A 15,137-nucleotide genomic window follows, 5' to 3' on the forward strand; every position below is an offset into this window, starting at 1 on the left:
TGGAGCCCGTCATGAGCGAAGACCTCAAACCACCTGACCTCGATGCCTGGCAGCGCCTGTTTGAAGACAAGGCCTACTGGCAGCAATCCCCCGACGCCCACTACAGCGAACTGCTGCGGGTGGCCGACGACTTGCTGGGGCAGGGCGCCATTGACCTGGAACAGTGGCAGACCTTGAAGGCCAAGGCCGAGCAATCCCACAAAGACTCGCCCGCGGTGAACGTTGCACAACAAGTCGATGATCCCGAAGCCTGAGGAGAACCACCATGAAACCCCAATCCCCCGACACCGCCGAACACCCTGACGAACCGCGACCACCCGGCGAAGTCGAACGCGACAACGATGCCCTGCGCCCCACCGATCCGACCCGGCGCAAGGAAAGCGGCAAGGGCACGCAAAGCGGTGAATCCACCGCGCAAGAAACTGCAAAAAATCCCTGAACTGCGTCTATGCTGAGTTGCACAGTCGGCGCTGACCCTCGGGCCAGAGCCGTCTGCTGCCACCCAATCACAGGGAAAGTATGCTTATGAAACTCCACGCACTGACGAAAGCCATCACCCTCGCTACCTTGCTGTCTGCCGCCAGTCTTGGCGCCATGGCTGCGGATATTCCGCTGTCTGCCGTTGTGGAAGCGGATCAAGTCACCACCAAAGTCGTCTCGGTCGACGCGGCTAATCACCGGGTTGTCCTGGAAGGGCCGGAAGGTCGTCAGGTCCATGTACAGCTGACCGATAAGGCGAAAAACCTCGGTAATCTGAAAGTCGGCGATCAAGTCGACATCAAGGTCACCAGTTCCGTCGCCGCCCACCTCGACACCGATGTCGACAAAGGTTTGCCAGGCACCATCGAGCGCACCGGCGAAGTCCGTGCCGCCCCCGGCAGCGACAACCCGGGCGGCGAAGCCTACCGTCAGGTGCAGGTTCAGCTGAAAATCACCAAAATCGACTTGAAGAAAAACCAGCTGACCTTTGAAAATCCTGCTGGCCAGTCCAAGACCATCGACGTTGTACGACCCGAAGTTCAAGCAAAATTGAAAGACCTGAAAGTTGGACAGAGTGTCGTCGTGACCTACACCGATATCCTCACAGTGACCAGCAAACACTGAAGTTGAGTATTAGCTCTATATATTGATTGTTCTCGTACAGTTTTTTTGTATAAGAACAATCAGTTTTAATGGTCGAACTGGTGAGTTTTTGTTGTCGTACAAATAATATTTAAGATGACATTTAATTAATGTTGTATCGATAAATTTCATGATTATGTATGCGGACAACTTCGCCAACTTCCATTAAAATACTTCCCGTTCGCCCAGTGGCAAGGCTCTTTACCAGTGCATGGATTGCCGAGGCCATTACACTGGGCGAACACCTCCCAGGTGCGATACATCAACGCCGAATCCCGCTTGCCGTTTCGCTACCTCAAACACACCTCCAAGCTGACTCGTAAACTCGGCAACTCCGATATTTTGCGCTGCAACACAACAAAGTCATCAACCTCAAACAGGCCGTGTCATCAATTACGGCATAGTCATCGCGTCGGGTGAATACTTTTCCCTCTGCCGCCTGGTCGGCCGACTGACCCGCAAACGCGGTTACGTCGAAGGTATGGACCTGTCATTTGGTAGCCATTCAGTCGCCGCTTTTAGTGGTGGAGCGGTCAAACCACAGCTTCGATCGGTTTCCTGATGACGGTCGGGTACTGCCATTCGGTTCAGGGGCGGCGATTTTTTATAACTACGTTGATCTGGTATTGCATAACCCGACGGATCGGCATTTTCAGTTGAAGTTGAACGTGGGCGAGCAGCAGTTGGAAGGGGAATTGTTGTGTGATCGGGTGCGTGGAGGTTGGTATCACATTTATCAGGTTGGGCATCGGTTTTTGCGCGAGGGTGGGCGGGTGTTTCGGGGGAATGAGATTTGGCGGGAGGTGCGGAGTAAAGGGCAGGGGAGTGAGGTGTTGGGGAATGAGCGGCTTTATAGGAATTGGGTGGTTGTTAAGTGTGAGGTTGGGGAGAGTTTGTTGGTGGTGAATGGATGAAAAACGGGTGATCATAAGATCTCACGTTTTTTGTTGTTTAAATTTGTGCCTGTAGAAGCGGATACAGGCGTGCTTGAACACTAAATTTTTCTTAATATTTACGAGCGTCAAGCGAGCCAATTTTGGCGGTCAGTGCCAGGGTAAATGCTTCTTCCGACGCGAACCGGGAAGTTTCCAGTAACTCTAAGAACCACTCTGCATTTAGCGCAGAGAAAAGTTTCAACCATTCAGCATTATTGGCCTTGTGAGCTGGGACAGCAGATCCACCCAATCCATGTCCCTTGCCTTCAAAAAAAAGAAAATAGTCATCGGCGTAACAATACCCGATCAACTTTGGCCACTCAGAACTATGGGGGAGCTCCGGTACAAGATCCTTTTCGGCAATTACGTAATAATTTCGGACCTTGGACTCCTGAGGTAGGCGGGAGCCGGAAAGCCAGATAAGGCATTGGGTCGCCCTGTCAATGTCGTCCATCCAGGCAGATTCTTTTTTATCCAGCTCAATAAATGCCCCACCTGATTCCTTAAGATAGAATATCATCCAACCCTCACGTCCTTCGTTGACGATCAAGTAGCTTTGTCCATAACCTTCGACAGTGAGTGACCAGCAGCCGAAAAATACTCGCTGGTCCGAGAATTCGCTAATGGTGAAGCCGGCACGCTGAATTGCATTTTTCAGTTCGGAATAAGGCATCGGTAGGCTCCCGTCATGAAATAAATCCGTCTATTTAACCGCTTTTTCGGAGATCTTTATTGTTAAAGATTCTCTAAATCAGTTGGTCCGCCATCATTAATCAGCTTTGATAGTCGCCTGTTGTAAAGCTCGATGTCCTGTGCGTTCGTCGTTTTGTTTATTTCTTGGCGCAGGAATTCCATACATTTAGATATTGTCAGTTTTTCCTTGCTAGACATATCCCTGATTAGGTCAAATCCATCTTCCGATAAAGCTGGGGCTTTTTTTCGCATGGAGTAATAGCACCCTATATTTTCGAGAAGATCGTTCGCGTCTTCTACGGTGCTTTTTACAGTCGTTACGTATTTTTCAAATGCATTTTTTAGAACTGACGCTGGATTTTTTTGTGTCTTGAGAAAGCCGCAAAGTCCTTGCCAGTTAATGATGTGTAACTGAGTTCCCCAGTCAGGATCTTTTGTGAAATAAATGCCGATACCTCTGAAGTACTCTGGAATTCATCTCTGTTTAACGCTTTTTCAAAATTGCTGATCATTGAAGTTGTTCCCAGTCATCAAATTGGCTCAAAAGTTTATTCATGTCCGCTCCGTGATTGATTTTTTCAGATCCAATCAGAGCTGCTTCCTTTGTTCCACTTTTGTCTCGCCTCCAGGCACCCATTTTTTTGGATAAGCACCTGCTTCATTGCCATTTGGAATTTCATATTTAAATCTAGGATCATCAGGCTTGATTTTGACGAGATAGATTTTGGCAGATGAAAGGTCTGCAGAGCCAAGATTGAGCTCCCTGTTGAGCACTTCCCAATTACCACCACTAGCTTTGTACTTAGCAACCACATTGTCCATTTCGGACGGCAATCCTACAAATTTCCTAGGAGGGAATGTTGGATAGCTGGAGCGTTCAATCCATTCGTCAATAACGACAAAGGAGCCTCCTTGATTCTTGAAGGCTTCTTCGTGCATGTTTACGTATTGCTCCGGCAAATATTCACGGGAGAAAAAAATCCGTCCCCTTTTTTCCTTTCACGATAATCTGTTTTGCGGTTCATTTGTCGGGTGCAATAATGTATTATCAGGACTAGTCCAGCTTATCATTTTAAATTTTCCATTTAAAAGCCCCTTATCTCTTAAATACTCAAATACTCTGCAGGACACCACTCTCTGCCATCAGAAAAATAAAAATCAAACTCTATTAGTTTGTTAGATGCTTCGGTTTTTTTCATCGGTTGGAGTGTTGATTTTATATTAATTAAGGTCGATATCTTTTTGTAAGTATGAAAATGGGGACAGATTTATTTTCTCTAGTGAAAATAAATCTGTCCCCTTTTTGTCAATTTTTTTTTATTTTTTGAATCTGTGAATTACAACTTCACTTTCTAGTTGGTATCCGGATACAAAATCCGATAGACCTGCGTTTACGATGTCTTCCCATCCGGCGGGAGTGGTTCCTATGTCATCTGTATATTCAAGCCATTCAGCTTCTTCAAATTTTTTATCACTAGCATCAAAAGTCTCACCTTGTTGAATAGAGACTTTAGTTATGTCTTTTGTGCATATATCAAACTCGCAGGCGGCTCCGTATATAGTGCCTTCTGGCGATTTTATAATTATCAAGTCTGCGCCTTGACCGTATGTGCTCACATATGCATCTGCAGCATAGAATATTTTTTCCATATGATCCTCACATCGGGAATGCGGTAACAACGTTATTTGTGTTTGGTTTAACTACAATTCTAATTGAGTTCAATACCGGATGACCGTCCGCTGCGCCTGGGAGTCCACCTTTAAATCCTGCATTTGGGTATGGGACATCGTAAATCCAGTTTCCGTTACCAGGTTGTTCGACGTATGGGGTTATACCATCGCGCTTGGCTATCGCCCACGCATTTTCCGTCGCTTTTATTGGTTCCTCTGTAAAGACACCATGAGGTACCGGTCTGGTGGGGTCGTCCGCGCCATGTCGACGTACGTGGTCTGCTCGAGTTAGTCCTTTTTTATCGACTCCATTCCAGTCCAAATCCCCATTTTGTTTATGGTTAATCGGTACTTTTGTCTTGGTATTTCCAGGGCATTGAGGTTTTGTAGTTACCAACCCCAACGGATCCACCCACCCCGTAGGGTTAGGCACGTACTGGTAGTTATTCAACCCACCCGCAAGCTTGATCGGATCCGGCGTCAGATACCGCCCGGTCCCCGGATTGTAGTAGCGATGCCGGTTGTAATGTAAGCCTGTCTCCGCATCGAAGTACTGCCCCTGAAAGCGCAACGGGTTGTCGATTTCAGCCACGTCGAGGGCTGCGAGGTTCCCGTAAGCGCGGTACTTGGCAGACCACATGATCTCACCGCTGTAGTCGGTCAGTTCCTGCGGTGTACCGAGGTGGTCGAGTTGGTAGTAATACGGTGTGGCCTTCAGCGGGCCTTCACCGTCGAGCATTGCCAGCGGCCGGAAGCTGCCCGGCTCATAGATGTAAGTGCGATATCGGTCATTGGCACTTTCCGCGATCAGGCGTTCGCCTTGCCACAGGAATTCGGTGGTGCTGCCATCGACGGTTTTTTCGATACGGCGGCCGAAGGCGTCGTATTTGTAGGTTGCGACGCTGCCACCCGGCAGGCTGGCGCCGATCAAGCGGTGCTGGCAGTCGTAGTTGTATTCGGTGACGAGTTTTTGCCCGGTGCCGCGACGTTCGCGGGTGAGGTTGCCGTAGGCGTCGTAGTCGTAGTGACGGTCGCCCTGCATCAGCAGACGGTTGCCTTTGACGTTGGCCAGGTTCGCACTGATTTGGTCGCCTTGGCCCAGCAAGTTACCGGCCGGGTCGTGGGCGAAGCTTTCCGGGGTGCTGCCGCGAACGTTGATCAGCCGATCGAGCGGATCGTAGTGGTAGCTGCGATTGCCTTTACGGCTGTCGTCGATGCCGGCGAGGTTGCCATTGGCGTCATAGGCGTAGCGGCGGCGGAACAGGTTGCGTTCCTGCTGGCTGACGGTGTGGGCCTGTAACCGGCCTTGTTCGTCGTACTGGTATTGGCTCAGCAACAGGCCTTGTTGGCGCTGTAGTTCGCGACCGGCGCTGAATTGATGCGTGGTCAGGCGCGAGCCGTTGAGGTCGATGCTGTTCAGTCGGCCGCCGGATTGGTGGCGATAATCTAGTTTGCTGCCATCGGGGAGGCGGCAGTGGCTGAGTTGACCGAGTTTGTCGTACTCGTAGCGCAGCGTGCCCCAGCCTTGGTGCTCGGTGATCAGACGATCTTGCAGGTCGTATTCGTAGGCGAGCGGCCAGTGGCCGTCGTCGACGTTTACGAGGCGCCCGAACGCGTCGTAGCTGTAGTGAATTTCTTCGCCATCGGCCAGGGTTTTTACCAGCAAGCGGCCGGCGGCATCGCGCTGGTACTCGGTAATCAGTTCGCTGCCGTCGTCACCGAATTCGGTTTTCTTCAGCAACTGGCCGTTGAGGTCGTACTCGTAGGTGGTGCGGCGACCGTCGAAACCGGTTTCCTGCTGGATCAGGCCGTTAGGGTAGTAGTCGAGGTGGTAATGCTCGCCACGCTCGTTTTCGATCTCGGTCAGCAACAGGCGCGAGTTGTCGTAGCGGTAGCGCAGCTGGCTGCCATCCGGGTTGAGGCGGCGGCTGACCAGGTGCAGGCCATCGGCGTATTCGTAGCGGGTGATGCGACCCAGTTCGTCACGCTCGGCGGTGACTTTGCCGTAGGCGTTGTAGGCAAACGCCCGGGTTGCGCCACCGGGCAGGGTGATCTGTGCGAGGCGATTGGCGGCGTCCCATTGGTAGTGGGTGATCGCACCGGTTTCTTCCTGACGGGTGATCTGCCGGCCCAAGGCGTCGTAGCGGTATTTGCGCTGGCCGCCGTCGGGCAGGCTTTCTTCCAGCAGTTGACCGAGGTTATTCCAACCCAGTTGATGGCGGCTGCCATCGGGGTGGCGGATTTCCAGCAGACGGCCCTGGCGATCGTAGCTATAGAGGGTGGCGTTGCCATCCGGGTCAATCTGTTGAGTGATGTCGCCCTGGTTGTTGCGTTGATACTTCCACGTGGCTTTGCCGCGATGAACATCGCTAACGAATCCATTGCTGTATTCGTAAGTAACAGGTTCATCTTCTGGGGGAATGACAGCCGTCATCAGGCCGTCTTCGTCATACCGGTATTCGGTCACGGCACCCAGTGGGTCTTTTTCCGCGATCAATTGGCCTTTTTCGTCATAGGCCTTGAGGTGTTCAGCTCCGTCGGGGTCAACCTTGCTGATCAATCGCGCTTTATCGTCGTGGGTGTAGACCTCTTCGCTGCCATCGGCGTTGGTAACGGTCACGCTACCTTTATCGTCCCAGGCGTAATGCGCTTCCATCTGCGAGAAACTCGCCCAGTGATGGATGCAGCGAGCCAACTTGCCTTCGCTCTCCCATTCCCAGAAGAAACTGGCGCCGCCTGCCAGTTCCCGCTCAAGAATCACGTGTTGATCGTCGTAGCGATAGTGCTCGGCTTCGCCGGCAGCGTTCTTCGCTTCGATCAGGCGATGCTGGGCGTCATAGCTGTACGTAACCAACGTCTGGACGGTGTTCCAGGCGTCTTCCAGATTGTCTGCCGGAAGGAACTGCTGATAGTCGACGGCAACGATGTGCTTACGGTCATAACGCAAGAGCAGGGCGCGACCGGCACCGTTATCGAGGCGTTTGATCCGGCCGTGAATGTCACGGGTGATATGCAAGCGGTTGCCATAGCTGTCGCTGATGGCGATCAGGGTTGCGCCTTTGCTGTTGAAGCGGAAGTGGTAGAACGAAGGACGGTTGCCCGCCTGCGCCAGTACCAGTTCCGATGGGTCGTCACCGATAAAAATCGCAGCCCGGGACAGGCTGTTGGTGATGGCGGGGCGTTGCTGGCTCGGCAACGGAAATGGCGTGGCCCGGTTTTCGTGGTCAGTCCAGATGACCTCGTCACCGTTGATTTCGATACGGTGGGCCAGCGCATGGCTCCAGCCGTAACCCAGACCACAATCGATTTCCACGGCACTGGTTCGGTACAGGCGCGTCCACTCAAAGGGCAACAAACCGTCGAGCTGGCCATCACTCAGCGTCAACAGCTCTTCGCCGGTGACCATCGAAACGGGGCACTTGTCTGTACAGGTTTTAGCGGCGGGCTCAGCACTTTTGTCGGCAGGTGTCGTCGCCTGTCTGGAAACGTCATCGCCGGTCTTCCCTTTGCCCAGTTTGGCGTTTTTCTTCCCGTCAAAACGCAACTGCGCCAAACCCTTCTTCATCTGCGCCGTCACACCACGCGCCGCAACAGCCGTGTACTTCGTGACGTATTCCATGAAGCCTTTGATGATCTTGAACACCGACTCCACAAAACCGGTGACCGCCTTGATGATGATTTCGCCGTACTTCTTCAACCGTGCAGCAAGGTAGATGACGCCAGTACCTTCAGCCGCAATGGTCAGTACAATCGAAATGACGATATCGATGGCGATGCCGACAACCGCCGCCGTGGTCATTTTCGCGACGTCGCCGGCCATCTTCATCGGTGGCAGGCCCGCGAGCCAGATAACGGCGCTACGTACCATCAGGAACAGGGCGGCCTCGTCGCTGGCCAGCAACATGGCCTTTTTCATGACGTCGGGCGCTTGTTTGGCCAGATCGATAAGTTTCTGGGTGCCAGCCCCGAGATCCTTCGCAAACTTGCTCGGGTCTTGCAGGATGTCGAGCACCAGACTGATGCCGTCCCAGACGCCTTTGATCGCTTCCCAACCACCCTCAAGAATGCCATTGCCGACGGCCATGGCGGTGCCTGAGGCGGATACGTTGGACCATTGCGGTTTGAAACCGGCCCACTCCTTGCGCAGGAAGCCTTCCAGGTCCGCGGTGAGACCGCCATAGGAGCTGAACAACGTATCAATCTGCGCCGATGTCACTTCATTGTGAACGCGGATCTTGTAGAACTTGCCGGGCACACCACCTGTCCAGGCCGCTTTGCCTTGAGCATCCAGTTTGACCTTGCTGATCGCGCCGCCTTCTACCGCGACGATTTCGACTTCGATATCGCCCAGCGGAATGTCATAGACCGATTCGAATTTGCTTTCGATCAGCAGCGGGCCTTTGAGGGGACACTGAGCCACGTTAGAGGAGAAGTCACCGTCGGTCATGCTGACCGATTTACTGGTGCCGGCAACCTTTATCACTCGTTCCATGCCGAGCAGGGAGGGTAGGTCTGTTGCGCGGCTGCCTTTATCGGCGACCTTCGCGTACCAGGTTTTGGTTTGTTCCTGATACAGCTTCAGACTGTCCTTGAACGTACTCAGTTGGTTGTCAACGTAGGCAACGCGATCCATCAGCCTTGCTCCAGAATCAGGTGGTTTAACAGTACTTCATTCAGGTTTTGCGGAGCATCCGGGCGACCCACGAAACGTGCGATTTTCAGCTTCAGGTTGCTCTCAGGGTAAGCGGCGTAGATGTCTGGACGTTCCTCTTCCAGCCATTGCATCAAGTTGCCAATCAGGGTTGACGGGTTTTTCTTGGCCAAGCCATCGAGCAACGTCTTGGGCACTTCCCACCACGGCCAATCCTTCGCTGGCGGCACAACCCGCGGCCCAACCTCCAGACGCTTCCCATTAATCAAATACCGATCAAACACCGGCAGCACTTCACCCGCCGCATCACCCAATCCTTCAAGAATCGGCAAGATATGCCGCCCATCCCAAAACCGGAAAAACACCTCGGTCCCATCGGGCATACGCACCTGGGTCAAACTGCGAAGGTGTTCGAACACCACCTCAGGCGTGCTGGATGAAACCGCCAGCCAACCCCAGTCCCGCGCATCCGATTCGGCAATCCACTGCAGAAAACCGGAGGTGGGTTTCAACTCGACGAGGTAGGGCATGACCTGTTGCCAGCCCGCGTAGGGCGTTCCGCCCCAGATCGGGGTCGCTTGGGTCATGGGTTCATTTTGATAAAGCGTCTTGAGCGCTTCAGCATCGCTGGCGGCGCTGACGATCAGGTACAGGCGTTCGTCTGCTTGCAACGGTTTTTCAGCAAGCCACGCTTGTGGCGTCAACAGATCAGATCGCACAAGCACCTGCCTTACACTTCTCGCACTCTTCACAGAACGGCGCATTCCGCTTCAACGTATTGATCTGCGCCGGTGTCAAAACCGCCCCAGCCTTATCCGCATCCGTCTGCTTCAACACCCCCGGCAACAACGGCGCAGCCCCCGTCCCGCTTCCCGGCCCACCCCCGGAGTTCATGTTGATCACCGGCCCGCTCATGGTCACGCCGCTGGCGTCGATCTTGATAAAGCTGCCACCGCCGATCAGGGTCAGTTCACTGCCGGCTTCCAACACGACTTTCATGCCGCTGCTCAGGTGAATCTCCTGGCCCGCGTCGATGAATTGCCCGGTACCAATCTTGATGTGCTGGTTCACGCCCACGGTCAGGTGGTCGTTCGCCCGGGCTTCGACTTTGCGGTCGGCGTAGACGGTGTGGTGTTCTTCGGCCTTGAATTCGCTGTAGCTGTTTTGCTCGACGGTGTCGTGGCGTTCGTTGCCGACGCGGATTTTCTGGTCGTGTTCGACGTTTTCGTCCCAGTCGCGCTGGGCGTGCAGGAAGATTTGTTCCTGGCCTTTCTTGTCTTCGATGCGCAGTTCGTTGAAGCCACCACCGCCCTTGGAGCTGAGGGTTTTGAAAGTGCTGCGGGTTTTGTTCGCCGGCAGCGGGTAGGGGACGACGTTTTCCTTGTGGTACAGGCAGCCGCTGATCAGCGGTTGGTCGGGGTCGCCTTCGAGGAAGGTGACGAGCACTTCCATGCCGATCCGCGGGATGGCGATGCCGCCGTAGTGGGCGCCGGCCCAGGCGGAGGAGACGCGCAGCCAGCAGCTGGTCTTGTCGTCGGCCTGACCTTCGCGGTCCCAGTGGAATTGCACTTTGACGCGGCCGTACTGGTCGCAGTGGATCTCTTCACCTTTGGGCCCGGTAACCACGGCGCTTTGGCTGCCGAGGATGCGCGGTTTCTTTTGTGTCAGCGGCGGGCGGTTCGGCACGTCCCATGGGGTGGCCTGGAAGCGGTTGCGATAACCCTGGTGGAAATCGCCCTTGAGGCTGGTGGTGTCGCTGGTGACCGATTCTTCCAGCACCTGCGGCTGTTTGCCTTCGTGCAGGACTTCGGTCAGCAGCCAAAGGTCGTTCCATTTAGGCTTAGGGTGTTGGGTCAGGGCCAGGAAATGGCCGCTGACCAGCAACGGCTGATCGCTTTTGCCTTCGGCCAGTTGGAAGTCGCTGCGGTGGCGTTCCAGGTTGCGCTTGGCCAGGTGTTTGCCGCGCTCGCGGTCGATGAAGCGACCGGGGTAGTCGTAGTCTTCGAGGTCGGGCAGGGCGTCGCCGCGGTTTTCGCTTTCGAGGGTCAGGCGCGGTTTTTCGAAGTCGTAGTCGCGGCGGGTGGTGCGGCTGGTGCGGGTTTCCAGGCGCAGGTCGAAGCGCTTGATTACCGGGTTGTTGGCGACCATGCCGGAGTCTTGCTGGTAGGCCACGGGTGCGAGTTTCGGGAACACCGTCTGGTCATCGCCGAACACCAGTTTGTGGGCCGTGGCGCTGTGCTGGAAGTGGTAGTGGATACCTTCTTCCTCGCACAGGCGCTGGATGAACTGCAGGTCCGATTCATCGTACTGAACGCAATAAATGCGCTCGGGATAGATCGCCCCGACTTTGAATTCATAGGCATTGCTTTGGATGCCGTGTTCTTCAAGGACCATGCCGATGATTTTCGGCACGCTGAGGTTCTGGAAGATGCGTTGGTTGATGCGGTGCGCAAGGTAGGACAGTTGCGGGCGCAGGGTCACCGCGTAGCGGGTCAGGCGTTTGCCGGAATCACCTTGGGCGGCGCGATAGATCAGGCCATGGATGCCGCTGCCGTCAGGCGAGAGCTGCAAAAAGGCCGGTTTGTGCAGCAGGGTCTCGAGGTCCAGGGACGGCTGTTCACTGACCAGCTCCACCTCAAACACAAAAGGCTGGCTGATGGCTTCCCGACCTTGCAGGGAAAAGACCTGGAAGTCGCTGGAAAGACCTTCGATGGTCAGGGCAAAGTGAGTTTGATTGGCCGGCGCGAACATCCCTTGTTCCTCGTGCAGTGCTGCGGCATGCGCTGACACCCGGAAACCGGGTCAACGGACGCGAAATTCTGGAAGGGCGGAAACAACATCGACCAGCAGAGCTGGCCGATGCTTGTGACGGTCAGCCTGACTTAGGCGACCGGCAGACGCCAGTCATCGGAACCCGAAGTACCGGATACTTCGTGGGTCCAGGTGATTTTGCGGTAGGTGAATTGCACTTCTTCCAGGTGAGTGAAGTGCGAGTTCGACGGATCCTGGCAGTTGTGCATTTTGTTGTTGATGGCGACGATGATCGCGTCTTCCAGTTTGGTGGTGTAATAGTGCTCTTGGGTACCTTGAGCCGAAGTGCGGTACCACTGGATAACGATTTCGCTCATGCGCTCGCCGGAGGTCAGAGCAGCTTGCAGCAGTGGCGAAGCCTTGTCGTAGACCTTGGTGATCACGACTGGCTTGTGAACGCGCTGACCGGTTGGCTGGCCGGACTGTGGGTCACGCGGGATGATCACGTCGTGGCTGAAAGCCTGAACCATGACCTGGTCTTCGTGACCTTCTTGATAAGTGTTGCCAACCGAGTCGGCGGTGAATGCGCCGGCGGTGATCAGACCTTGTTTTTCGCCAGTGACGGACATGTACGCTGGAGTAGCCATGGATGTGCTCCTTGCTGAATATAGTGAGAGTGCCCGGGAGGCGGTATCGCCCGGTGGGTACCTGACTGTTATCAAGGTCCGTGCCAGAAACGGTTAAGGCTATACAAATCAAGGTATTGAGGATTTTTTTAAAGTGCCTGGAAGGTTTTTGCAAGGAGCGCCGCATGAATGTGCGCAAGTTCTTGCGCAGCACTGCGCAAGAACTTGCGCACTTGGCTGGAGAGCCTGGCAGGCCGGGCGATCAGCGATCCTGCAAGCGTGTTTGGTGCGAGCAGTGCGCAACTTCTTGCACAGCAAGGCTTTGCGCCATCACGTGAAGGTGTCTGGAACTCAGTGCAACGAATCGATGGGCTGAGCGGTCCATAAAAACAGCGCCGTCGAGCGTCCAAACAACCTGGAAGTGGAGTGAGAACGACATGAAAATCCTGATGGTTTTAACGTCCCACGATCAATTGGGCAACACGGGTAAGAAAACCGGCTTCTGGCTGGAAGAATTCGCCGCGCCGTACTTCGCCTTCAAGGATGCCGGTGCACAGCTGACCCTGGTTTCGCCCAAGGGTGGCCAGCCGCCGTTGGACCCGAAAAGCGACGAGCCAGATGCACAAACTGCTGCCACTGATCGCTTTCGCAAAGACTCCGCAGCCCAGTCTGCATTGGCGTCTACCGCGCTTCTGAGCACCGCGAGGGCTCAAGATTACGATGCGGTTTTCTATCCGGGCGGTCATGGGCCGTTGTGGGACCTGACCGAAGACAAGAACTCGATCGCGCTGATCGAAGCGTTCATCAAGGCGGGTAAACCGGTCGCGGCCGTTTGTCATGCACCGGGTGTGCTGCGTCACGTCAAGGGTGCGGATGGCCAGCCGTTGGTCAAAGGGAAGCGGGTGACGGGGTTCACCAACACTGAGGAAGAGGCGGTGCAACTGACGAAGGTCGTGCCGTTTCTGGTGGAGGACATGCTGAAAGAGAAGGGCGGTGAGTATTCCAAGGGCGCGGATTGGGCAAGTTATGTGCTCACCGATGGCCTGCTGATCACCGGGCAAAACCCGGCGTCGTCCGAGGCTGCCGCTGAGGCGCTGTTGGCAAAACTCCGCTAAACACGGAATCTCAGCGGATTGAAGATTCTATGTGGCGAGCGAGCTTGCTCGCGCTGGGCTGCGAAGCGGCCCCAAAAATTCTACGTATGACGGAGATTTTGTGAGTGCTGCGCACTCAAGCGGGAGCAAGCTCCCTCGCCACACATTGCAATTGGCTGGCAGTTCGTGGAGTCAAATCAGACGCGACAATCTCGAAGTCTCAAAACACTGCTCGATCGAACGCCGCTGCGTCTCGGCATACAAGCCCAATTCATCAATGGTCGGCCGCCCCAGCGCCTGTTCAAAGGCCTGCTGGTTCGAATGCACGCCATAATTCACCTGCGCCGCATCCCCCAGGTTCGACTGGAAAATCCCCGCCGCACTGACCGGCAGAAAATCTTCATACACCAACGGTTCGACCCGCAAGTACCCGCCGCTGAGCAAATCGTCTAGCGACAACGATTTCAGCTCATCCGCCTCCAGGCCTTTTTCCGTGACGAAATAACGAAAGTACGCCAGTTCCTGTTGGCGCATGCCTTCATACGTGTCAGGGAATTCTGCAAAGTGCTGCGTCATCAGCGCGTTGTAGCGTGCGGCATTGGCCTCGTTGGGGAAGTCCTGCAACTCATCACGGGCTGCGTTGAGCAGGCGGTCGTAAAGTGCCCGGCCTTTCGGGGTGAGCGCCGCGCCGCGCTGTTCGATTTCACCGAAGCGTGCGCTGTGGCTGCCACGTGTCCCGGCTTGATCGGTGAAGGCAATCGGCTCGTCGAGCGCCTTGAAACTGGTCTGGCGCAGCAGGATCGGGCACTGACGGCGGGGCGGGCCTTCGATCACGGCTTTGGGCGTGATGCCGTGGGCGGGCATTTGCGCCTGGACGATGTCGATGTCCAAGGTGCGCGGCGTCAGGTGATTGATGTGCGGGCCTTTGAACGCGACCACATCGGCAATCAGGCGATGCTGTGCGCTGAGTTTCTGGTACTGCTCGGCGGTGACGGTTGCGCTGTGGTGCCAGCGGAAGGTTTCAAGCGCCTGTTCGACGAAGTCCTGCGCCTCTTGTTCGTTCAGACCGCCTGCGTTTTCGGCGCGGTCGATCAGGGCAAGGGCTGTCGGGGTGAAGATCTGGCGTTTATCCAGCACCGATTGAGCGAAGGCTCGCAGCTCCAGGTCTTCGATCAGTTCCAGGCGCAGCAGTGAGGTGAACACCCGGAACGGGCTGACTTGCAGGGCGGTTTCATGCACGGCGCGGAACGCGGTGGAGTGCACCGGCACGCCGGCCGGGGTCAGGTCGTAATAGCCCACGGGTTGCATGCCCATGACCGCGAACAATCGGGCGAGGGTGGCCAGTTCGCCAGCGGTACCGACGCGGATTGCGCCGTGACGCTCCAGGTCCAGCCGCTCGATTTCGCCGGTGCTGTTCAGCTGGCGGGCCACCTGCGGATCGCTGTCGAGCACGTGACGGTTGGTCTGCTCCACCAGCTTCATCAGCGCGCCGTACAGCGGCACTTCTTCGCGGTACATGTCGGACATCGCTTTGGAGAAGCGTTGGCGGATCAGGTCAGGGCTGACGAAGCTTGGGTGGCTCATGAAAAAAATT

General features: G+C 55.2%; 12 protein-coding genes and 1 pseudogene. 5 read left to right on the forward strand and 8 right to left on the reverse strand.

Translation table 11 applies throughout. The features are described from left to right. Positions 1 to 11: 11 nt before the first annotated feature. The 4 genes and pseudogenes from BLU63_RS23725 to BLU63_RS23735 form a co-directional block, all read left to right on the forward strand. On the forward strand, positions 12 to 254 hold the full coding sequence (locus BLU63_RS23725; RefSeq protein ID WP_083376390.1) for a hypothetical protein: 243 nt from the start codon (positions 12 to 14) through the stop codon (positions 252 to 254). 11 nt (positions 255 to 265) lie between these two features. Next, positions 266 to 439, forward strand: coding sequence for a hypothetical protein (locus BLU63_RS33090; RefSeq protein WP_010455603.1), 174 nt, complete (start codon positions 266 to 268; stop codon positions 437 to 439). An 86-nt stretch (positions 440 to 525) separates the two neighbouring features. Further along, positions 526 to 1,104: a hypothetical protein gene (locus tag BLU63_RS23730; protein WP_083376391.1), complete on the forward strand. Its 579-nt coding sequence runs from the start codon at positions 526 to 528 to the stop codon at positions 1,102 to 1,104. 279 nt (positions 1,105 to 1,383) lie between these two features. Beyond that, positions 1,384 to 2,036 (forward strand): annotated as a pseudogene (locus BLU63_RS23735) (VanW family protein); the annotation flags it as partial. A 91-nt stretch (positions 2,037 to 2,127) separates the two neighbouring features. On the opposite strand, the gene BLU63_RS23740 reads toward BLU63_RS23735, so the two are convergent. From BLU63_RS23740 to BLU63_RS23775, 7 genes are all read right to left on the reverse strand, one after another. Continuing rightward, complete coding sequence (locus BLU63_RS23740) at positions 2,128 to 2,730, reverse strand: hypothetical protein (protein WP_083376392.1); 603 nt, start codon at positions 2,728 to 2,730, stop codon at positions 2,128 to 2,130. 608 nt (positions 2,731 to 3,338) lie between these two features. Next, the gene (locus BLU63_RS23750; RefSeq protein WP_083376393.1) at positions 3,339 to 3,689 is read right to left on the reverse strand and encodes a hypothetical protein; all 351 of its coding nucleotides are present in this window, start codon (positions 3,687 to 3,689) and stop codon (positions 3,339 to 3,341) included. A 378-nt stretch (positions 3,690 to 4,067) separates the two neighbouring features. After that, positions 4,068 to 4,400 (reverse strand): hypothetical protein, encoded by a 333-nt coding sequence (locus tag BLU63_RS23755; protein ID WP_010455584.1) that lies wholly within the window; start codon positions 4,398 to 4,400, stop codon positions 4,068 to 4,070. Between the two features lie 7 nt (positions 4,401 to 4,407). Beyond that, positions 4,408 to 9,054, reverse strand: coding sequence for an RHS repeat-associated core domain-containing protein (locus BLU63_RS23760; protein WP_083376394.1), 4,647 nt, complete (start codon positions 9,052 to 9,054; stop codon positions 4,408 to 4,410). Continuing rightward, positions 9,054 to 9,791: a DUF4123 domain-containing protein gene (locus tag BLU63_RS23765; protein ID WP_083376395.1), complete on the reverse strand. Its 738-nt coding sequence runs from the start codon at positions 9,789 to 9,791 to the stop codon at positions 9,054 to 9,056. Before BLU63_RS23765 ends, BLU63_RS23760 begins: the two co-directional genes overlap by 1 nt. Next, complete coding sequence (tssI, locus tag BLU63_RS23770; RefSeq protein ID WP_083376396.1) at positions 9,781 to 11,823, reverse strand: type VI secretion system Vgr family protein; 2,043 nt, start codon at positions 11,821 to 11,823, stop codon at positions 9,781 to 9,783. Before tssI ends, BLU63_RS23765 begins: the two co-directional genes overlap by 11 nt. A 131-nt stretch (positions 11,824 to 11,954) precedes the next feature. Continuing rightward, entirely contained in the window at positions 11,955 to 12,470 is a 516-nt protein-coding gene (locus BLU63_RS23775; RefSeq protein ID WP_033058787.1) for an Hcp family type VI secretion system effector, read from the reverse strand. A 416-nt stretch (positions 12,471 to 12,886) separates the two neighbouring features. Here BLU63_RS23775 and BLU63_RS23780 point away from each other — a divergent pair, with 416 nt between their 5' ends. After that, entirely contained in the window at positions 12,887 to 13,564 is a 678-nt protein-coding gene (locus BLU63_RS23780; protein WP_083376397.1) for a type 1 glutamine amidotransferase domain-containing protein, read from the forward strand. Positions 13,565 to 13,735: 171 nt separating this feature from the next. Here the strand turns inward: BLU63_RS23780 and hglS are convergent, their stop codons facing one another. Continuing rightward, the gene (gene hglS / locus BLU63_RS23785) at positions 13,736 to 15,127 is read right to left on the reverse strand and encodes a 2-oxoadipate dioxygenase/decarboxylase HglS (protein ID WP_083376398.1); all 1,392 of its coding nucleotides are present in this window, start codon (positions 15,125 to 15,127) and stop codon (positions 13,736 to 13,738) included. Between the last annotated feature and the right edge of the window lie 10 nt (positions 15,128 to 15,137).

Origin of the sequence: Pseudomonas mandelii (assembly GCF_900106065.1) — a bacterium.
Classification (GTDB): Bacteria; Pseudomonadota; Gammaproteobacteria; order Pseudomonadales; family Pseudomonadaceae; genus Aquipseudomonas; species Aquipseudomonas mandelii.